This window comes from Acaryochloris sp. IP29b_bin.148 (assembly GCF_028285565.1).
Taxonomy (GTDB): Bacteria; Cyanobacteriota; Cyanobacteriia; order Thermosynechococcales; family Thermosynechococcaceae; genus Acaryochloris.
Map to the genome: position 1 here is coordinate 10,752 of NZ_JANQOY010000248.1, position 20,955 is coordinate 31,706.

At 50.1% G+C, this 20,955-nt stretch carries 13 protein-coding genes; 7 read left to right on the forward strand and 6 right to left on the reverse strand.

The genetic code is table 11. The annotated features are described in order from the left end of the window. Window positions 1-339: 339 nt before the first annotated feature. Window positions 340-3,084, forward strand: coding sequence for a hypothetical protein (locus Q0986_RS22450; protein WP_299416381.1), 2,745 nt, complete (start codon window positions 340-342; stop codon window positions 3,082-3,084). A 65-nt stretch (window positions 3,085-3,149) separates the two neighbouring features. Here Q0986_RS22450 and Q0986_RS22455 read toward each other — a convergent pair whose 3' ends face one another. Together Q0986_RS22455 and Q0986_RS22460 are read right to left on the reverse strand one after the other, a co-directional pair. Continuing rightward, the gene (locus tag Q0986_RS22455) at window positions 3,150-3,344 is read right to left on the reverse strand and encodes a hypothetical protein (protein WP_299416383.1); all 195 of its coding nucleotides are present in this window, start codon (window positions 3,342-3,344) and stop codon (window positions 3,150-3,152) included. A gap of 64 nt (window positions 3,345-3,408) precedes the next feature. Further along, entirely contained in the window at window positions 3,409-4,053 is a 645-nt protein-coding gene (locus Q0986_RS22460) for a DUF1361 domain-containing protein (protein WP_299416387.1), read from the reverse strand. 84 nt (window positions 4,054-4,137) lie between these two features. Between Q0986_RS22460 and tsaB the strand changes: the two genes are divergently transcribed. Then, entirely contained in the window at window positions 4,138-4,791 is a 654-nt protein-coding gene (tsaB, locus tag Q0986_RS22465; RefSeq protein WP_299416391.1) for a tRNA (adenosine(37)-N6)-threonylcarbamoyltransferase complex dimerization subunit type 1 TsaB, read from the forward strand. A 95-nt stretch (window positions 4,792-4,886) separates the two neighbouring features. Here tsaB and Q0986_RS22470 read toward each other — a convergent pair whose 3' ends face one another. Then, window positions 4,887-5,051, reverse strand: coding sequence for a twin-arginine translocase TatA/TatE family subunit (locus tag Q0986_RS22470; protein WP_299416395.1), 165 nt, complete (start codon window positions 5,049-5,051; stop codon window positions 4,887-4,889). A 24-nt stretch (window positions 5,052-5,075) separates the two neighbouring features. Further along, window positions 5,076-5,579 carry a photosystem II protein Psb27 gene (psb27, locus tag Q0986_RS22475; RefSeq protein WP_366918664.1) on the reverse strand — a complete coding sequence of 168 codons (504 nt, stop codon included), beginning with the start codon at window positions 5,577-5,579 and terminating at the stop codon, window positions 5,076-5,078. Window positions 5,580-5,617: 38 nt separating this feature from the next. Between psb27 and cbiD the strand changes: the two genes are divergently transcribed. The 3 genes from cbiD to Q0986_RS22490 all read left to right on the forward strand — a co-directional run bounded on the left by cbiD (window position 5,618) and on the right by Q0986_RS22490 (window position 8,941). After that, the gene (gene cbiD, locus Q0986_RS22480) at window positions 5,618-6,754 is read left to right on the forward strand and encodes a cobalt-precorrin-5B (C(1))-methyltransferase CbiD (protein ID WP_299416399.1); all 1,137 of its coding nucleotides are present in this window, start codon (window positions 5,618-5,620) and stop codon (window positions 6,752-6,754) included. A 161-nt stretch (window positions 6,755-6,915) separates the two neighbouring features. Then, window positions 6,916-8,538, forward strand: a complete 1,623-nt coding sequence (gene guaA, locus Q0986_RS22485; RefSeq protein WP_366918665.1) for a glutamine-hydrolyzing GMP synthase — start codon at window positions 6,916-6,918, stop codon at window positions 8,536-8,538. Between the two features lie 76 nt (window positions 8,539-8,614). Continuing rightward, window positions 8,615-8,941, forward strand: a complete 327-nt coding sequence (locus Q0986_RS22490) for a hypothetical protein (protein WP_299416402.1) — start codon at window positions 8,615-8,617, stop codon at window positions 8,939-8,941. A gap of 40 nt (window positions 8,942-8,981) precedes the next feature. On the opposite strand, the gene Q0986_RS22495 is transcribed toward Q0986_RS22490, so the two are convergent. Then, window positions 8,982-11,210: an ATP-binding protein gene (locus tag Q0986_RS22495; protein WP_299416405.1), complete on the reverse strand. Its 2,229-nt coding sequence runs from the start codon at window positions 11,208-11,210 to the stop codon at window positions 8,982-8,984. Between the two features lie 313 nt (window positions 11,211-11,523). Here Q0986_RS22495 and cobN point away from each other — a divergent pair, with 313 nt between their 5' ends. Next, complete coding sequence (gene cobN, locus Q0986_RS22500; protein ID WP_299416409.1) at window positions 11,524-15,315, forward strand: cobaltochelatase subunit CobN; 3,792 nt, start codon at window positions 11,524-11,526, stop codon at window positions 15,313-15,315. 36 nt (window positions 15,316-15,351) lie between these two features. On the opposite strand, the gene Q0986_RS22505 is transcribed toward cobN, so the two are convergent. Beyond that, on the reverse strand, window positions 15,352-20,022 hold the full coding sequence (locus Q0986_RS22505; RefSeq protein ID WP_299416413.1) for a G8 domain-containing protein: 4,671 nt from the start codon (window positions 20,020-20,022) through the stop codon (window positions 15,352-15,354). A 629-nt stretch (window positions 20,023-20,651) separates the two neighbouring features. Here Q0986_RS22505 and Q0986_RS22510 point away from each other — a divergent pair. Further along, window positions 20,652-20,876, forward strand: a complete 225-nt coding sequence (locus tag Q0986_RS22510) for a hypothetical protein (protein WP_299416416.1) — start codon at window positions 20,652-20,654, stop codon at window positions 20,874-20,876. Window positions 20,877-20,955: the final 79 nt, after the last annotated feature.

Here is a 20,955-nt window from a genome sequence, read left to right on the forward strand (position 1 = left end):
TAAATTACAAAGTCTCTGACTAAGCTTTTGCCTATGGCTATCTATTTCGCGATTAGTTTCAAATCTTTGAATTATTTGTCATTCTCCCTAATTAAATTTTTGATGTCTGTAAATCCCATCAGCAGTCGTTGATTTAGGTCGATTACATTTCAATACGTAATTTTATACGAGGTACAGAATTTAAGTTCCAAACTTGGACTAATATAGTAGACTCACCTAAAAAACTGTAAATCTTTGAGTACATTGAAGATTTTTGGCGAGATTCTAGTGCAAATCAAGCCTCACCTTTCTAAACCCAGTGAAACCAACCACACATAATTTTTGAAGTAAGGAGTGACCATGTTGCGTTGGCTAAATTTACTGGCTTTACAAGTTCCACTAAGTACCTTTCTACTTACATTAGTTACCTTAGGCGATGTTGCAATTGCCCAAGAGAATAAAGGGCAACCTTTTGTCTGTGATGGTAAATTTTTTCTGGCGCTGGGCGAAACAGGTAGTTCCCCAACACAACTTTATGTGGTTGATACCAGTCAGACTCCCTACCAACTAACTCCTATTGGTACGACCAGCCCTGATATCAGATACAACGCCATTGGTTTCAATGTCCAAGATGGATTTATTTACGGGATCCATCCTCAGACGGGTGAAGTTTTTAGAATTGATGCCAGCGGTGTTGCAACCTCTTTGGGAATTCCATCCAATCTACCTAGTTCAAGTTTCTCCGGGGATGTCGCTCCTGATGGGACATATTATATTCAGCGAGGGAATCGACTCCACTTATTAGATGTTTCAGGAGCAACTGCTCAGTATCTCCAAACCATTAATCTGTCAGCCAATCCAGGCGTTGCTGATATTGCCTTCAACCCTGTAGATGGCAAACTCTACGGTGTCAGTCCAAGCAAAGATCAAGTTGCTGTGATTGACCCAACTACGGGCAATGTTACATTTCAGCCTCAAAAAACGCCCCTCAGCAAAGCCGTGGGGGGGACCTACTTTGATGCCTTTGGTAACTTATTTGGCTATCACAACAACGGCGAATTTTATCGATTTGATGTCCAATCTGGAACCGGATCTTCTACCTTCCTAAGTGATGGCCCTGTAGTGAGTGCAAATGATGGGGCTTCTTGTACAGGGGCTCCTAAAATCGAGAAAACGGTTTCTCCAACCGCCATTAAACCAGGGGGCATTGTTACCTATACCTACAATGTGGTGAATCCCAATGGATTCCCGCTGACCGTAGATTTTGCAGATAGTATGCCTGCTACGGATGGGCGAGTGTATCAACCCCAATCTGTGAATAATCCGTTTGGAGGCACAGTTGATTTTTCCGCAGATAACAAAACCTTCAATATCAAGGGCTTAACCATTCCAGCTGGTCAATCTGGGCAAATTACGGTTGATGTACAAATTCCTGAAAATGCAGAATTTGCAGTTGTTTTTAACCAAGCCTCCTTATCGGGAGACCAAATTCCACCCGGTCCAGATGGTTCAAAAACCTTACTCTCAGATTATCCAGATAGTGGAGAATTTTTTGATCCAACTCCCCTCAAAATTACGGAGTATGACTTAGGGATCACCAAGGCGGAGTCCGCTGATCCAGTCAGTGCTGGTGGAAATTTGACTTATACCCTGACCGTCACTAACTTTGGTCCTGACATAGCTGAAGGCGTCACCGTTACTGATACTCTTCCTGCTGGGGTCAATGTCGTTACGCTACCTAGTAACTGTTCGGACTCCAGTGGAACGATTACCTGTAATCTAGGCGATCTCGTCAAAGATCAAGTTGTCAACATAGAAATAGTAGTCTCTCCCACCCAAGAAGGAGAAATCGTCAACTCAGCCTCTGTAGATAGTCCCCTGAGCGACTTAGTTGAAATTGATAAAAGTAATAACGATACCAAGATCAGTACAACAGTCAGTAACGAGGCCAATCTTACGGTTGAGAAAAAAGATGCCGCTGATCCAGTTGCCGTAGGAGATACGATTACCTACAAAATTTCAGTTACGAATAACGGTCCTGATCCAGCCACTGGCGTAGTGTTAACAGACACTCTGCCTTCAGGAGTTACTTTTGTCTCAGCCGAAGATAGCAGTAACCTTTTAACCTGTACTGAAGCAAGCGGAACGATCACATGTAACCCTATTGATTTGGCCAATGGTGAGAGTGCAGTCCTAGAAGTAACGGTCAAAGCCGATTCTCCTGGCACTTTGACGAATTCCGCTAGTGCCAAAGGGAATGAAGATGATCCAGATCCAGATGATAATGAAGCTTCTGAAAATACAGTTGTAGAACCCGAGCCTCAACCTCAACCCGAGCCTGAGCCGGAACCGGAACCTGAGCCGGAACCTCAACCCGAGCCGGAACCTCAACCCGAGCCGGAACCAGAACCAGGACCGGAGCCGGAGCCCGAACCGGAGCCGGAACCAGAACCGGAACCAGAGCCGGAACCAGGACCCGAGCCGGAACCAGAACCTGAACCAGAGCCGGAACCAGGACCCGAGCCGGAACCTCAACCTGAACCCGAACCAGGACCCGAGCCGGAACCGGAACCTGAACCTCAACCCGAACCGGAACCTCAACCCGAGCCAGAACCAGGACCAGGACCGGAGCCTCAACCTGAACCTCAACCCGAGCCGGAACCTCAACCTGAACCTGGGCCTGAACCTCAACCTGAACCTGAGCCGGAACCAGGACCAGAACCTACTCCAGGTGAAACGACTCCTGACGGTTCTAGTCCAATTCCCTTCCCTGTCCCTTTTCCCTCTCCAGGATCAGGAACACTGCCAGGAGGAATATCTTCGCCCAGTTCAGTCCCACCATCCACAACACCCGGAGGTACTCCTCCTTCAGTACCTTCAGGTGTGGAAACACCTACTCCAGGATCTGATCTACCTGTTTCAGAACCGGGAGGACAACCCACGACTTCGGGAGCTGATACGCCTGTTTCAGAACCGGGAGGGCAACCCACGACTCCTGCAGAATCCTTACCCAATTCTTCAGAACGGCCTGCCCCTCAACAAGACTCAGCAGCACCCACACGGGATGAGCCCCCCTCTCCTCCACCTGTGAAGGCGCTTTGGTAAAGAACCACATACTAAATCAGCTCTGGTACAACAAGTACCAGAGCTGATTTGTAATGATCAGGCTGCTAGGTCGAGGTCTCCTGTTCGGGGGGAATGGGGGCACGTTCAACTAACCCCATTGTGAAAGCTTCGTCAGGCAATTCACTAACCTTGTAGTGTCCAGGTTGAAACATTCGGCTAGGGGTTAGGCAAAGCTGCTTTAAAATCACAATCTCATTTTGCAAAAAGGCATCGCGGGACAACCTGCGCTCTAGAGGCATAGTTGATTCTCCAAGGTGGGGGCACGCTCCCATTCTGGCATGAGAAAGTGAGCGTTCAGATTTCTTAGTCAGACGTAAACCCTCGCCCCATTTTGCGAGCATGCTGAATCCTTAAGGCAATCCCCAGCGTGACTTGCTTCATCACCCAATAGAACAGAATCAAGACTAGGACAGTAATCAGGATGACCACAACCGGAAATTTTGACGTTAATTCATTAAAACTCACCATCAACACACTTTTGAGGTTGGTGATTAAGTCCCAACTGTTAAAGCGGATAAAGCGACCGAGATAAATGCCGATGGCACACAGAATATGAGCCAGAATTTCAGCCCACGTCACAAACTGGCCTACTCCTTGTTTTTTGAGATAATGCCCCTGATTGATTAAGGAGATCACATAGGCTTCAAAGCCAGCCAAAATGGCAAACGTATGTAACGGGATAAAAATCAACGTCACAATCCAGACGGAGCGAGTAGAGCGGGCTGCCTCAATCAGATGAATGATATCGGTGAGGAGGTAAGGCGCATTGGGTAAAAATGCAATAAAGACGATTAAGCCAATCCACCAGATTAGCGATCGCGTCCGGTGATACCAGCGAAATAACCAGAAGCTCAGCGTCATAGGAATAAAGGCTAGAAACAAATTCCAAATAATCCAACCGCTATATCCGTTAAATTCTCCTAATGCATCCCCTAGAATCCGTTCCATATCCCTGCCTGATTATCCTTTACGCTGCTGGCTGAAGAGTGTGCAACCATCATCACCTGCTTTACTAGAATGAGAAGGTGATCATTGTCACGAAGTTCCATGTATGCTCTCGGTTTGGACACCACTAGCTCAGTATTGACGCTGGGGGTCACTAATTTTGATCAGGTTTATCGGACCCAAACCTGGGATTTGGGCCGAGATATCTCTATGTTGTTACATCAACATTTAATGGCATTTCTCAAGCCATTGAAGTGGTCTGATTTGCAATGGCTAGTGGTTGCCCAAGGGCCAGGCAGTTTTACGGGTACTCGGATAGGCGTTGTCACAGGACGGACATTGGCCCAACAGTTGCACATTCCCCTTTACGGAATCTCCAACCTAGCAGCACAAGCCTATGCCTATGCTTCGACCTCCCCTAAGGTGGATGCAGGCGATCGCATCGCGGTAGAAATGCCAGGACAGCGGGGAGCCATTTACGGCGGACAATTTACCTGGACAGGTCAGCGCTTAACCCTTGAGCAGCCCATTCAATGCTTTGCCATCGACGATTGGCGGCAAATTTTGTCTACGGAGACCTTTCAACATCACATCACCCCCCCCTTCATAGAACAGGGAGAAATTTGCCAGGCTATGCTCAACTTAGCTCATCAAAAATGGCAGGCAGGAGAGCAGTCTGTTTGGCAAGATGTCTTGCCCTACTATGGTGTCCTCGCGGCTAGTCCTCCCAGTCAACCCTAGTCACCCATTGGAGTCGCTAAGACGATACCCCCTGCTCTTTTGCCAAAGCAGGGGGTATGCGCAAGATCCTGAGGGGCCAGTGGTGTTAATCTCAGCTATTCATCCGAGCGATCCTCTTCAGGAGGATCTTGCAATTCATCTTTAAAGCCCCGTAGGGATTTCCCTAGAGAAGCACCTAGCTCAGGTAACTTTTTAGGACCAAATAGAAGGACTGCTGCTAACGCAATCAGCCCCACTTCTAACCAACCAAGACCGAACATAAGGTAGACCTCTCGGGTAAAGTTCTAGGCAGAATATTCACGTTTGAGGGAAATTTTGGCTTGTTTGAATTCTAGCTCTAGTCGCTCCTTCAAACGCTGAGGGAGAGGACGATTGGGATATGACTTATAATGACCTGCTAGTCCATTTAAGGCTGTTGCCATGGTCATAAAAGACGCTGAACCAGCTAATTTGGGCTTGCGGCGATATCGAGATACATATTCACTAATGAGAGCGCCAGCTTCTGCTTGATTCTCTGATTTATTGGGATCATCGTCAGGCAAGGTAATTGCATTGCTGAGATTGTCAATGACATAGATGGTGTCTTGCTGATAGTCACCCGATAGGAGGGTCGCAGGAGAGAGAAGCGAGCAGCCTGTTAAGAACATAGAAGCTACAAGCATTAAGCTGAGCAGACGGGAGACAAAGCGCTTCATAATGATTAAGGGATCTCGTATAACTAAAATAAATGGGGGAAGCAAAAACGTTTGGATCCGTTTAAGTGCATCCGACTTTAAAGGATAAAACATTCCTGTTCTGAATGCTCTGAACTAAGGGGCATTTTTCTATGTCACTTCCTCTACCTCGCTCAGGCTATACTTTGCCGGTCTTCGCTTGTGCGGGTGCGATCGCAGCTCTCCGCTGGCTCTATGATTCGACCGCGCGGTCCCAAGTCAGTCTTAATCTACTTCAACCTGAACAGCAGGTTCAGATCCCCATTGAGCAAGTTGCCGGTTTACGGCCTGGGCAGGCCTTGGCGATTACCCGCAGCGATCCCGGAGACAATTTAGATCTGACTCGGCAAACGCCCCTTTGGGTTCTGGTGGAGTGGGCAGCGGCTGAGCAAAGTGAAGCGATTTCCATAACGGGTGGCGAAGGTGTGGGGATCGATCGCAATCGTGGGGAACAAGCCGCCATCTATACCTATGCTCAACAGCTACTGAGGAGCAATCTAGGGCAATGGTTGCAGCCTCAGGACCGAATTCAGGTCACCATTATCTTGCCAGAGGGGCGGGCATTGGCCGAACGGACCTCGAATGCTGCCTTTGGGGTGGTGGAAGGGTTATCGTTATTGGGGACGTCAGGGATTGCCCAGCCGCTGAGTGCCCCTCAACAGTTAGAGGTCTTTAGAGCAGAACTACAGCAAAAAGCAGCTCAGCAAAGTAATCTCGTGTTCTGTTTAGGGGAAAATGGGCTGGATATTGCGGCTCGTTTGGGCATTCCTGCTCAGGTTCTGATCAAAACGGCGAATTGGCTAGGGCCACTCTTGGTGGAAGCGGGTTCGCAGGAGATCACTTCGATTTTATTACTGGGCTATCATGGCAAACTGATCAAACTGGCAGGCGGCATTTTTCATACCCATCATCACTTGGCGGACGCCCGCCAAGAAATTATCACCGCCCATGCCGCCAATATCGGATTGCCTCAGCGGCACGTGCAATCTCTGTTTACCAGCCCAACGATGGAAGCCGCCTTACAATTTTTAAGCACCTTAGATGCCCAAGGGAAGACCCAATGGGTGGAGTCTATTTATGGAGCGGTGACGGCGCAAATCGATCGGCGATCGCAAACCTATATTCGCAACCATTGCGATCGCACCGTTCAGATTGGCTCAGCCTTATTCAATCGCGATCGGCACTTGTTTGCCATCAGCCCCACAGGCATAAAGTTACTAGAACAGTTTTGTCAGCCGAACCCAGATTGACTTAAACTTGTAAAAATATTTATACCTATTTTTATTTAAATTTTCGCCACCTACTCTCTCATCACTCGTGATCTAGATCGGGCTTCTAAGGGTTATCCCTGCTTTTGATATAACGATTCATTCTGCCTAACCCCGCCACCTCACTCATAGGGATACCTTCCGTGCCTTCTCAGACTCAGCAGCCTCTTCCTGCCCATCCTCAATCCAGCTTTGCCAACACCCCTGTCGATCGGCCCATGATTGCCATTCTTGACTTTGGCTCTCAATATTCCGAACTCATCGCTCGTCGAATTCGTGAAACTCAAGTTTACTCAGAAGTTCTATCGTATCGGACCTCTATTGAACAATTGCGGCAACTAAACCCAAAGGGCATTATTTTGTCCGGTGGGCCGAATTCTGTTTATGCCAACCATGCGCCGGCCTGCGATCCAGAACTATGGACCCTAGGAATTCCCGTTTTGGGAGTTTGCTACGGCATGCAACTGATGGTGCAGCAGTTAGGGGGCCAAGTCGAATCCTCCGACGCAGCTGAATATGGCAAAGCCTCCATTTGGATCGATGATCCCACAGACTTGCTCACCAATGTTGAAGACGACACCACCATGTGGATGAGTCATGGTGATTCTGTGACGTCGTTGCCCGAAGGGTTCAAGATATTGGCCCATACAACCAATACCCCTCATGCGGCCATTGCCCACCATGAACGCCAGCTATATGGCGTTCAATTTCACCCTGAAGTCGTCCATTCTCAGGGGGGACAAGCCTTAATTCGCAACTTTGTCTACCATATTTGTGAATGTGAACCGACCTGGACCACAGAAGTCTTCGTGGAAGAAGCCATCCGTGAGGTGCGCGCCAAAGTTGGCAATAAGCGGGTGTTGTTAGCTTTATCGGGCGGCGTTGATTCATCGACCCTGGCCTTCCTCCTACACAAGGCCATTGGCGACAACTTAACCTGCATGTTTATTGATCAAGGGTTTATGCGCAAACTAGAACCCGAACGTCTGGTGAAACTCTTTCGAGAGCAGTTTCATATTCCAGTGGAATATGTAATGGCCCGTGAACGGTTCTTGGAGCGACTGGATGGCATTACCGATCCAGAGGAAAAGCGCAAGCGCATTGGCCATGAATTTATTCGTGTGTTTGAAGAAGAATCCAGACGTCTAGGCCCCTTTGATTATCTGGCCCAGGGAACCCTCTATCCTGATGTGATTGAATCTGCCGATACCAATGTCGATCCGGCCACGGGCGAACGGGTCGCGGTCAAGATTAAAAGCCATCACAATGTGGGTGGCCTGCCCAAAGACTTGCGGTTCAAGCTGGTTGAACCCCTGCGCAAATTATTTAAGGATGAAGTTCGCAAGGTTGGCCAATCCCTCGGTTTGCCCGACGAGATTGTCAATCGACATCCTTTCCCTGGTCCAGGGCTGGCCATTCGGATCATTGGTGAAGTGACAGCAGAGCGACTGAATATTCTCCGTGATGCCGATCTAATTGTCCGCCAAGAAATCAATCGGTCGGGGTCTTATCGCGATTTCTGGCAAGCCTTTGCAGTGCTGTTGCCGGTGCGGAGTGTTGGGGTAATGGGCGATCAACGGACCTATGCTTATCCCATTGTTTTGCGGTTTGTCTCCAGCGAAGACGGGATGACGGCGGATTGGTCTCGAGCCCCCTATGACCTCCTGGAAACGATTTCTAACCGGATTGTCAATGAGGTGAAAGGGGTGAATCGAGTGGCCTATGATATTACCTCTAAACCCCCTGGGACAATTGAGTGGGAATAGATTTCAGGGCTATCTTTTCGCTCAGCTGGCCCATAAAAGCCTGATAATGAGGCAATAGCGTACAACGATACCTAATATGACTAGTGGTGAACCCACAACTCCATCGAGTGATTACTTAGAAGAGATCAGGGCAATAGTAAAGGCCCATGCCCAACGAACGGCAGGGAATTCTACTGAGTTACTGCAATTGTTGCGTGTGTTGGAATCTCTCCATCAAATCATTAGAGAGGAATTGTTTATCAAAACATTGCCGACGAATCGTCAGGCTCTCTATCTGCTGCTCCGCGAAATTGAGAGTGAAGGGGGATGGCCCTATATTCCTCGGATGCGTCTCAAAACATTTATTGCCCACCTCTATGCAGAGGAGACCCAAAAGTTGGAGTCCAATCAGGACAACGATTAGGGTTTTGACGGTAGAGCACTGGCCTGATTCATCGAGTCCATTAGATAACGGAAGCGGACTTTAATAAAACTTCGACCTTTCTCAGTAAGTCTTCGGGTTTCAGAGACTTAAGGAGATAAGCATCTGCGCCCAAGCTTAAATAGCGTTGGTGATCCTTGGAGACGCCTTCAGGGGTGAGCACGATGATTTTGATTTTGTCCGTTCCCGAGAGCGATCGCAAACGACGAATCAGGCTCAGACACCCTTGAGCTGGCAATTGGGTATCCACAATAACGGCGATGGGGTGCAACAGGCGAATTTGATCAATAGCAGCAGAAGCTTCGACCATCCAGATAACCTGGTAATTGGCGGCCGTTAGCATATCACAGAGGAAGGTCGCATCCTCTTCATTGCCTTCAATCAAAACGATCCGTCCTCCAGACAGAGATACGGCACTGGTCTCCTCCTGGTAAAACAAGGCCGATTGATTGGGCAGTTGGACCGTAAAGATGGACCCTTGACCTTCTACGGAGCTGACATCAATCCACCCTTGATGTAACGTGACGCATTGTTGAGCCAATGCTAACCCTAAACCAGCGCCATCATAGGTGCGATGGTAGGAGGTGTCTAATTGCTTAAACTTCTCGAAGAGGTGCGGTTGCTGGCTCGGCGAAATGCCAATACCCGTATCTTCCACCTGAAAAATAACGGTATTGGTCTCGACCCAAATCCGCAGGGTCACCTTGCCCCCCATCGGCGTAAATTTGATGGCATTATCAATCAGGCTAATCAGAATTTGCTGGACGCGACGGATATCAGCGACAAATCGATCTCGATCTCGCGGAATCTTTAACTTAGCCTTGAGCTTGACTTCGTGGGCATCCGCTTTATCACGCATCACCTGCAAAATCTGCTGCATCAAGGCTGAGAGGGAAAACTCACTCAAATTGAGGGTTGCTTTCCCCGATTGCACATGGGAAAAGTCGAGAATATCGTTAATCAATTCCAGCAGATGTTCACCGCTGTCATGAATGGTTTGTAAACAACTCCGCTGCTTGTCCGTTAGCGGCCCCAACGACCACCGCAATAGGGTGGCAGACATCCCAATCACACAGGTCAGCGGTGTGCGCAATTCATGGCTCATCGTGGCTAAAAAGTCGCTCTTGGCCTGATTGGCAGACTGAGCGGCCATTAATGCAGCTTGCAGCTCTTGCGTCCGTTGGGTGACTTGTTCCTCTAAAGTTTGTGTTTGTTGCTGAACTTGGTCATACAGTTGGGCTTGATAAATGGCAATGGCCAGATGTTCTCCCACCTGTTTGAGCAGCGTTTGTTCCTCCGGTTGCCATTGGCGAGGGTGCCAGCACTGATGGGCAATCAATAACCCCCAAAGTTCGGACTGAACCACAATAGGGGTTAGGAGCAAGGCTCGGACCTGAATGGACTGCAAACTATCCCGTACGTCCTTGGCCAGGGTGTGCTGAATATCTGGGATAGTCAGCCCTTGTAGGGCGCTGGGGGGAATATCGACAGCGGCAAGTCCACAGGCCTTGGCGGGATGGTTTAAAACAGAAGAAATCTCCGATGAGGCCAAGGCTTCATAGGTCACGCTCCCCTGTGATTGGGGGGAGGGGAGAGGACTCTGGTCATCACCATGGATAGGAATAGCCGGGGTGGGGGACAGTTGATAGATAATGAGCCGATCCACTTGCAGAAAATGACGAACCTCCTCCAAGGCTGCTGACAGGATGACGGGAAGCTCTAAACTCTGGTGAATGCGGGTGATGATTTGATTGAGCAGGCGGTCTTGGGCAACAGACTGATGTAAGACAGCATCAGCGATGGGTGGAGGGGGTAAGGTTGCCTCTGGGTTAGCGCTCAGGCTAATCGTGCTGAGTGCTTGCAGTGTAAACTGGCTCTGGAGCTTGGCATCATTGGTTTTGTGAGCCTGACGAGCTGTTACTTGGCGAATATATTCTTGGCGTGAAGGATGCTGTGGGTAGCGCTGATGAAGCTGTGTGAGAAAGGCGCGAATGGCATTGGGGTCAAAGGTGAGCTTCAGGGTAGCATTGTCCAGCTCAGACGTTTGGTAGACTAATGCACTAAAGCTTTTGGAGGTTAGAACCGTAAAGGGCTGCGACTCTTCACTGGTATCCTCGAAATCAGCATTGGTGATCAGCTTGGCCACACCGGGGATAAACGGCACCATATTGACTAGAGACGCGCTGAGCTGTGGATACACGATGCTTGGCAACGTTTGCTCAACTATTCCCGGTGCTGAAACAGGCATCATCCAGTCTCCTGTGCAGGTATCCAGCTTCCCCCAATGAAGCCCGATGGCTTATCAAACCTGTGGATACCTTATTTACTGACTGACGACCTACAGTCATGTGCTACAGGTCATATATTAATAGTCGTCTGAATAAAAATAAGATCATGACGGTTTCATGCCATGTCTGATTTGTTTTTATCGTGAACCTGACAGAATTGGGGAAGTTCCACTGATTTCTTTAAGGCTTTCAACGATTCGCAATATTTGAGTTGGACACTTTGCCCCTGTTGTATGTCAGATTAGCCTTATTCCGTGATTAAGTGGGAGGAATGCGATGCACCGTCTGGCAGCGATGCCGGGAGGATGGGAATCAGGATCGGCGGAGGGTGTCATTTTTGTTGAGCAGACGCCTGCACCGATCGCTATCCTGACGGCAGCCGATACGGATATTCAGGTATTGGCTCAAACCCTGCCCCTCCTCTCTAAGCAAGTACCGCCGATCAGGGTTGCCAATTTGCTGCATCTCCAACAGCAATTAAGTATTGATCACTATGCGGAGACGGTGCTCTGCCATGCCCAGGTCATTATTGTCCGCCTATTGGGTGGACGAGCCTATTGGTCCTATGGGTTAGAGGTGCTTAAGGACTGTATTGCGACTACTGGAGCGGCACTGTACGTCATGCCTGGCGATGATCGGCCTGATCCAGATTTGGTCAGCCATTCTAGCGTGGGTTTATCGGCGGTCCATCAGCTCTGGCAATACTTTACCGAGGGGGGCGTCCACAATGGTGAGCAGGCCTTACGGTTTATTGCCCATCATCACTTTGGGGCAACGGGGGTTCCTGCCCCACCGCAAGCGGTACCCCGCATCGGTCTGTTTGCGTCTGGCGCTCCAACAGGCGAACTGTCCAAGCCTCGCGTGGGGATTCTGTTTTATCGATCGCATTATCTGGCGGGCAATGGGGCTGCGATCGCAGCCCTCTCCCAAGCCTTACACCAGCGCCATCTCACCCCAGTCCCCATTTTTGTGCAATCTCTCCAGGATCCAGATGTCCAAGCTGAGCTGGTGCAATTGCTGAACCCACCGGATCAACCGGGTATCGATCTACTCCTGAACACCACGAGCTTTTCCCTGGCCAAACTGGCGGCTGAAACCCTGAACTTAAAACTATGGCAGCAGTTGGACGTTCCAGTGTTGCAGGTAATCTGTAGCGGAGGGACCGTCGAGCGCTGGCAAACCCACCTGCAGGGCTTAGCGCCTCGGGATATGGCCATGAATGTGGCCCTGCCTGAAGTGGATGGTCGGATTATTAGCCGGGCCGTCTCCTTTAAGGCCGTCCAAACCTATCATGCTCAACTCGAAACCGATGTGGTTAGCTATCAACCCGTTGCCGATCGAATCCAGTTTGTGGCAGCGTTAACCGCGAACTGGGTCAAACTACGGCACTGTCCGCCCTCAGACCGACGGGTCGCTCTGATCTTGGCCAACTATCCCAGTCGGGATGGCCGCCTAGCCAACGGCGTCGGCTTAGATACTCCGGCTAGCTGTGTTGCCATTTTGAGGGCGATGGCAGCGGAGGGCTATCGTATTGGCCCCTATCCTGAGGATAGCGATCAGCTGATGGAACGGTTAACTACAGGCGTAACCAACGATCCAGAAGGGTGGCCGCTCCGGCGGGTGGAGCAGAAACTGTCGTTGGCTGAGTATGAAGCGGCGTTTGCCCAGCTGCCTGCCGCTGTGCAACAACAGCTATGCGATCGCTGGGGAACGCCTCGCCAGGCTGCCCCCGAGGGATTCTTTGCCATTGCGGGTATGCAGCTGGGGCATGTTTTTGTCGGTATTCAGCCCGCTCGAGGCTATGATCTCGATCCGAGCTTGAACTACCATGCCCCCGACTTAGAACCCACCCATCGCTATTTAGCCTTTTATATCTGGCTCCGGCAGCAATTTCAGGTACAGGCCGTCATCCATGTGGGTAAACATGGCAACCTAGAATGGCTACCGGGCAAAAGTATTGCCCTGTCAGACACCTGCTATCCCGAAATTGCGCTCGGTCCTCTCCCCCATCTCTATCCTTTTATTGTCAATGATCCAGGGGAAGGGGCACAGGCTAAACGTCGGGGCCAGGCGGTGATTCTCGATCATCTGACACCGCCCCTCACCCGAGCCGAACTGTATGGGCCACTGCAAAAGCTGGCAGCCCTAATTGACGAGTATTACGATGCTCAGAGCTTAGACCCCAGTCGATTGCCGGTGATTCGCGATCGCATTCTTGCCCTGATCCAGTCGGAACAACTGGACCAAGATCTGGGGCTGGCCTTCTCTAACGAGGATCCGACGGGCTTAGAGGCCCTACTCACCCAAGCCGATGGTTATCTCTGTGAACTGAAGGAAGCCCAAATTCGCGATGGCCTCCATATCTTCGGCGCTTGCCCGGAGCAGATCCAGTTACGGGACTTAGTGGTGTCTTTGGCACGCCAGCCCAGTCCCCATCATCAGGGCCTCACTCGGACTTTGGCTCAAGCTTGGCAGCTCAACTTGGATCCCTTAACCGTAGATCCGGCTCAACCCCTTACCTCTCACCAACAGCGGGTATTGAACCACAAATCCACTGCGCTCCATATAGCCGGAGATGCAATTGCAGTGTTAGAAACCGAAGCGGCAGCGTTAGTTGAACAGCTCCTCGCCCCGACCCCAGTTGACCTTTCACAGTATGCAGCGGCGCTGCAAGCAGAGCTAGGGTGGATTCGCGACAGTCTGCTGCCCCGACTCTACCAAACCGATCAAGAAATCACCCATCTTTTGCAAGGGCTGGACGGACGGTACGTTCCCAGCGGAGCTTCGGGAGCACCCACTCGGGGGCGTCCGGATGTGTTGCCGACGGGGCGAAATTTTTACTCCGTGGATATTCGAGCGTTACCGACCGAAAGTGCCTGGGATGTGGGCCGCAAAGCGGCTGAAGTATTAGTGGAGCGTTATACCCAAGATCATGGTGAATATCCTCGAACCTTGGGACTGTCGATGTGGGGAACCGCCACCATGCGGACCGGTGGAGATGATTTGGCCCAAGCCCTGGCGCTGTTAGGTGTACAGCCCGTTTGGGATGGGTTGTCGCGACGGGTGATCGATTTTGAAATTTTGCCCCTCTCGATCCTGGGCCGTCCGCGTGTGGATGTCACCTTGCGGATCTCGGGTTTCTTTCGGGATGCCTTTCCCAATTTGATTGATTTATTTGATCGGGCGGTAAATGCAGTGGCCAGTTTAGATGAGTCGGGTGACGACAATCCCCTTAGGTCGCATGTTCAGCAAGAACAACAATTTTGGTTGAATGAAGGGTTGGCTGAAGAAAAGGCAAGGGGGCGATCGCGCTACCGTATTTTTGGCTCTAAGCCCGGTGCCTACGGGGCTGGCTTGCAAGGTCTCATCGAATCCCAACATTGGACCGACGACCAGGACTTGGCCCGAGCCTATATGAACTGGAGCAGTTATGCCTATACCGCTGCATCCCCCAATTCACCCTCTGGCGCCTCTGAGCAGTTTGCTCCGGAAGCCTTTAGTCAGCGTCTCAGGCAAATGCAGATTGTTCTCCACAATCAAGATAATCGCGAACATGATCTGCTTGATTCCGATGATTACTATCAGTTTCAAGGCGGCCTAGCAACAGCCGTACGGGCCGTCCAGGGCCACAACCCCGAACTGTATTTCGGTGATCATGCGATTCCCAGTCATCCTAAAGTGCGGAAACTCCAGGAAGAAATTGCTCGGGTCTATCGCTCGCGGGTGGTCAATCCCAAATGGATTGCTGGGGTGATGCGCCACGGCTACAAGGGTGCCTTTGAAATGACGGCAACGGTTGATTACCTGTTTGCCTACGATGCCACCACCCATTGCGTAGCTGACCATATGTATCAAGGAGTGGCGACTTCCTACCTATTTAATCCTCAAGTGCAAGAATTTATTCAAGCCAAAAACCCCTGGGCATTGCGGGATATGGCAGAACGGCTGCTAGAGGCCCATCAACGGGGCCTCTGGCAGCAGGTCGATCCGGAGACCTTGGAACAGCTGCGATCGCTCGTGAATCAAGCCGAAGGCGTGATTGAAACCCAATCATCGCCCCCAATGTAAGCTGGAACTGCTATTCTCGTTTAGCCTTTTCCTCTTCTAGGCATAGGCAAAGTCGCGACTCTGCAGATCCAGATTATTGGCATTGGCCACAATCGCAACTAGCTCATCCGTACCTGAAGTCTCCAAGTAGATGGCTGTTCCCGCTTGCATCCCGGTGGGCACAGATCCCAAGCGATAATCAGAGGCCTGACCATGGAGCTGAATCTTATCGCCCCGAGAGCGCCGGAATCCATTGATGAGAGCATAGTCTCCAGCTCCGACCGTATTGCTACGGCCATCATTGTAAAAGACCTGGCGGTCATCCCCGAGCACAAAGGTGTTGGCACCATTCCAATCCGAGAGGACATCTTGCTCGCCTCGACCTGCTTGAGCGTTGGCGTCATTGACCCCCATCAGCCAGTCATTACCTTTGCCCCCATTGACTGAGTCATTGCCTTTTCCTCCAATGAGGGTATCTTTCCCACCTTCACCGAAGAGGGTATCGTTGCCAGCATCACCTGCCAGCCAGTCATTACCGTCTTGGGCAGAGAGCCGATCATTGCCGTTTCCACCGTTCATGGAGTCGTTTCCTGCGCCCCCACCCAGGGAGTCCTGACCATTACCACCGCTCAGACGATCGTTGCCTTCAGCAGCCCAGATATTGTCATTGCCATTCTCGCCCCAAAGGCTGTCATTCCCAAGGCCACCCCCTAATACATCATGGTCATCTCCCCCCCAGAGGGAGTCATTACCAGCATCGCCATAGAGCCGATCCATACCTCGACCGCCTCGAATCAGATCGTCCCCTTCATGGCTATAGAGTCGATCGTTGCCGTTTCCACCTTCGAGCTTGTCATTACCTTTACCACCGTAGAGGGTGTCATTCCCCTCACCGCCCAGCAAGTGATCTTTGCCATTACTGCCATTCAGCGTGTCCTTTCCTGACCCACCATAGAAGGTATCATTCCCCTCACCGCCGTAAAGAGCATCATTACCTGTTCCTCCATGAAGGACATCGTCTCCGGCAGCTCCATTCAGTCCATCATTACCGTCGCCACCGTAGAGAGCATCATTCCCTACATCTCCAAAGAGGGTGTCAGTGCCACTTCCACCGTTAAGTAGATCGTTTCCGAGACCGCCATTCAGGTTGTCATTACCCAGGGCACCATAGAGATGGTCATCTCCGTCTGCACCGTAGAGCTTATCGTTACCAGCCTCGCCATAGAGACTATCATTGCCTACTCCACCATTGAGCGTATCGTTCCCTTTGCCTCCATTCAGCTTATCTTGGCCTGAGCTACCGTAGAGCGTGTCATTACCCTCTTGACCTAAGAGGGTATCTTTACCCTGGCCACCATTGAGGTTGTCATTTTCTTTGCCGCCATCTATCAGATCAGCCCCATCATCCCCGTTCAGTTTATCTTTGCCCAGATTACCGTAAATCTTGTCATTGCCATTGCCCCCATATAGGCTATCTTCTCCCCCGGCACCGTAGAGTGTATCGTTGCCGTCTTGACCGTTGATCACCTGGCTACGTGCGCTGCCAGCGAGCCTATCATTCGCTGCTGTACCAGCAAGATAATAGCGATTGTCACCTGTGGGGGTAGCAGAGGACGATGGCGTGGCGGCCCCATCCCCAAATAGCCTGACATCATCGATGGCGACGTAATCTCCCCGATCTTTGGTTCCTTGCGTATTAACTTGAACTAATAGGTAGTCATACCCATTGCCCAGATCAACATTCCACTGAAAGTTCTGCCAATCAAAGTTGTTGCCCCCCAGGGTAACATCTGCCAATTTTGCGCGTCTCATGGGCAACGTTCCCACCTGGCTTGGCCCCGATGTTTGCCACAGCTTGTTATTAAATTGGCCGTTCACGCCCCATAGAGTGATATCAATATCGTTGTTCGGTTTGCTAGAGCCTTCAATATTTTTCAGTTTTAGTCCCAAGGTCTGTTTGCCACGACGAATCCGTTGGTCATAGACGACTTGGGCTATCCCAGCGCCGTAGTAATTAGGATTAGAAAGGAGGGCTACTCCTCCTCTACTATTGGCGTCTCGTCGTACACCCGTGGTGGCCAGCCAACCCAAGCCAGCCCCTGCGCTATACGCTTTGTAGGCATCCTCAAAGGAGGTGCCTGAGCCAAAATTGGCCTGAATAAAGGGGTTGGTATATTGCGAAGACCGAACATTGACGGTTTTTGTCAGCGTTTTCCTGGCCCCTTGGTTGTCCCAAACGGTCAGAGCAACCGTCTGAGAACCCGCTTGACCGAAATGATGGCTGACTTGGCGCCCAAATTTGTCAATTTTGCCGTCGTTATTGAAATCCCAACCATAGGCCGCAATGGCTTGACTCGCCAAGTCTCGAGAAAGCGTCTTCCCCTCTGCCTTCAAAGGATCACTATCGTAGGACGCACTGGCATCAAAGGACATCGCTAACCCGCCCACGACCTTGTTATTGAATTTGGCAACAGGCGCAACATTGTTGTCAACCTCGGCAAACCGAGTATTGATAATTTTGAAGTTAGCAGGGAAATCATCGGGTCGGTTGTTGCTCCCCATTGGTTTTCCGCCAATGGCCGATAAGTTGTAGGTGTTATCGCTGAAATAACTGTTGGCAATAGAGGATGAAATAAAATCTAGATCCTGATTGGGGAATTCGACCTTCAGCCCATCCTGGAATCCCTTGACCCGCAGATTCTTAAAGTTGATATTGTAGGAAGCGTGGTTTTCAAAGATTCCATTCCCTCCAGGTTGACTGGGGTTGCCGATAATCAGGCCATTCTTAATATCGGTGTAGGAACTATATTGGACTTTTACCCCCGTTCCCCGAACGCCCCACACTTTGAATTCATCAATAGTTGAGCGCAAGTTGTGAGCGGTTTGAGGATCAGGACTATTAAAAGATAATTGCCCATCAAAGTTGGTCTTATGGGCCCACAGCGTAATGCCATCGCGAGTGTTATAACTTTGAAATCCGGTTAACTGGCGGAGAGGGATATCGGTGACATCGACTTCAGTTTGACCCGCGGGTGCGACTAAGGCCCGAATCTCAGGGGGCAGCAGATCAACACTGATGGTTTCTTTGTCCCGAAAATCAGTTTCAGGATGCAGAGAATCGCCAAACAGGTTAATACCAGCATCATTGGCGCTAATGGCAATATTATCGCGCATGGCCACTTGCGCAGCTCCCTGAACCCAGTAGCCTTCTCCTTTAAACCCAAAGTCAAATAATCGCTCTCGCCTGTCTTGTGTTTGTTTGATGTTATCCCAGTCCACACCAGTGGTTTTAATGGTGAGATTGTTTTTCCATACGCCCGTTTCATTTCCGGACTCGGCGACGATGCCTGACCCGACAACATCAAAAACGACATTGTCCTCAAGGACAGCATGACTATCATGGTGGACAATGCCCCAGCCGGGTGTACCCACAACGGCGTTGCCTCGGGCCATCGCGGGTGTCCCCGAAATGTCTTCGGCGCCAGTTCGGTGAAAGTGGAGGCCATAACGTCCTCGTCGATTATTGCCGTTCCCGGCCGAACCATCCACATTTGTGCTAGGGTCGTTCACCACTCGGCTTTTATCTGAGCGGCCTAAATTATAAAATCCAGCGTTTTCAACAACGACGTCGGGATTGTGCATGAACATAACATGCGCCCGTTGCTGCGTTGGCACTGAATCGGCATTTTCAGTTTCAAAGCTAATATTGCGGGTAGTGTTGGCGACGTAGAGACTGAGTTGGCCTTTCTCGGAGACATTGGGGAATTTATGATCAAACCGTAAAACGGTATTGTCTCCCGAGGTAATGTCGTTATTGGTAAAGTAAACACGTTTGCCCGCAATGCGGGTGATGGTCAGTTCTTCGTCCTGGAAGCGAGAATTATCTTTATCTGATTGGCCATATCGATAGTTTGTGCCGCCCAGCACAATCTGATCGCCCACGCGCCAACCGGCTGGCACCTCCTTGAGGAGTAGAGAATTGTCGCCAGCGTTGACCTCACCTTGGAGGGCTAAGAAATCTGTTTTATCGGCACCATAGATTCTGATTTGGCCATGGCTAACTAAGCCTCGACTCAGTAAGGTCGGATCCCACGATTTATTGATGGCGCCATCAGCGGTAAAGATGATTTGAGTGTTGACGTTGGCCCGAACGGGGTTATTTTTGCTTCCCATTGAGAGTTGTCCCTGGGGCGCAACCACAAAGGTATCGACTAAAAGTTTGGTATCGACGTTATGGGCAAACTTGAGTGAACCGTCAACACGAATCGTTTCTAGGCGAGCGTCACTTTCATCGTTATAGGTGACTGTAATGCCCTCTTTCACTAAGACATGGGCACCATCTCCTGGAATCTCACCGTTTTCCCAGGTGCTGGCATCAAACCAAGACCCACTTTTAACAGCCTTATGGGTAGCTTGGGAGTGAGGAACTAAATCTAATAAGGCGCTGTGAGTATGTTGTTTTCCTGAGTCATCAGGATGAGCCATGTGGGTATCCCCTGAGTGCATAGGGGTACCTTGCATTGCGCTCATAAGCGGTGGATCGCTTGCTGTGGCTGCCGCAGTATTGGGGGGTAAAGCGGATCCACCGGTGGATGAGGGTTGAGGGGCTGCCGATGAACCTGTGGATGATGGAGAAGTTACTCCATCGGCAAGGTTGATAGCGCCTGCATTACTATCGAACTCGGCATTGCCATTGAGCAGGGCAGATTGATGTTGATTGCCAGACATAAATTTTAAGGTGGGTTCTATGGTACTTACACAGAGAAAGAAATGAGCTTTTGCCTGAGCAATATCTACCTGGAATTCAAGCTAGAGCATTCTTTGTCTGCAAATGATGGGACATACCAAAGATCCCCACGGCCTGAATAAATATATATTCACAATGTGAATTTCTCGGGAAGATTTGTCAGGCTAGCCAGGTTTTTACGGATCCTTAAATCGCCACTTTTGAAAGAGTTGACTGTAGCCTTATATAGTGATAAGTGCTCTTGTCTGATCAGAGATAAATAACCTCCGTCTTTGTGTGAGTGATGGAATGGGCTAAGGTCAAGAGGACCAAACCTGTTGTCTTTCCGAACTCAGTATGGCAAGAGTCTGTTTGCGATCGCGTCTAAGAAAATACGACAAATGTATAACTTTTGTCATAGTTCTGTATAACTTCAGTAAAAATGCGATTTTAAAGACAACATCATCAAATTCAATCCGTATTTTCAGAGCATTTTAATTGTCTACTCACACAAAACTGTTGTGATCGCTAGGCTGAGGTAGACACAATGACGTTGACTTCTGGTAGGTAAAAATACTCCGATTCGGCATGGTGCGCTAATGCTTAATTTCTGCCGTAAAATGCCCTTCCTATGCAGTTTGACCTTCGCCCTTTCCAACCGACGGATCGCCCAAAACTTCGGGAAATTTATTTGCAGGCTCGAACCCTCGCCTTTACATGGGACTCTACAGGGCGCTACCAGCTAGAGGATTTCGATCAAGCTACTCAAGGTGAGGTAATTTGGGTGGCTGCACTAGGCAATCGGCCCGTGGGTTATATTTCCTGGTTTTTATCCGATAATATAAAATCCGTTTAATCACCCATAGTATAGAGGAATGAGATTAGCTTAATTATCATGCCAAAACGGATCCAAATAGCCTCTCACCTTTCCGTGG

What these genes read in the sequence shown, in the direction of transcription:
- Q0986_RS22510 (WP_299416416.1), top strand. Translation starts at nt 20,652, where the DNA reads ATGCAGTTTGACCTTCGCCCTTTCCAACCGACGGATCGCCCAAAACTT.
- Q0986_RS22495 (WP_299416405.1), bottom strand. Translation starts at nt 11,210, where the DNA reads ATGATGCCTGTTTCAGCACCGGGAATAGTTGAGCAAACGTTGCCAAGC.
- psb27 (WP_366918664.1), bottom strand. Translation starts at nt 5,579, where the DNA reads ATGTTTTATCCTTTAAAGTCGGATGCACTTAAACGGATCCAAACGTTT.
- Q0986_RS22450 (WP_299416381.1), top strand. Translation starts at nt 340, where the DNA reads ATGTTGCGTTGGCTAAATTTACTGGCTTTACAAGTTCCACTAAGTACC.
- Q0986_RS22470 (WP_299416395.1), bottom strand. Translation starts at nt 5,051, where the DNA reads ATGTTCGGTCTTGGTTGGTTAGAAGTGGGGCTGATTGCGTTAGCAGCA.
- Q0986_RS22460 (WP_299416387.1), bottom strand. Translation starts at nt 4,053, where the DNA reads ATGGAACGGATTCTAGGGGATGCATTAGGAGAATTTAACGGATATAGC.
- cbiD (WP_299416399.1), top strand. Translation starts at nt 5,618, where the DNA reads ATGTCACTTCCTCTACCTCGCTCAGGCTATACTTTGCCGGTCTTCGCT.
- Q0986_RS22455 (WP_299416383.1), bottom strand. Translation starts at nt 3,344, where the DNA reads ATGCCTCTAGAGCGCAGGTTGTCCCGCGATGCCTTTTTGCAAAATGAG.
- Q0986_RS22490 (WP_299416402.1), top strand. Translation starts at nt 8,615, where the DNA reads ATGACTAGTGGTGAACCCACAACTCCATCGAGTGATTACTTAGAAGAG.
- Q0986_RS22505 (WP_299416413.1), bottom strand. Translation starts at nt 20,022, where the DNA reads ATGTCTGGCAATCAACATCAATCTGCCCTGCTCAATGGCAATGCCGAG.
- cobN (WP_299416409.1), top strand. Translation starts at nt 11,524, where the DNA reads ATGCACCGTCTGGCAGCGATGCCGGGAGGATGGGAATCAGGATCGGCG.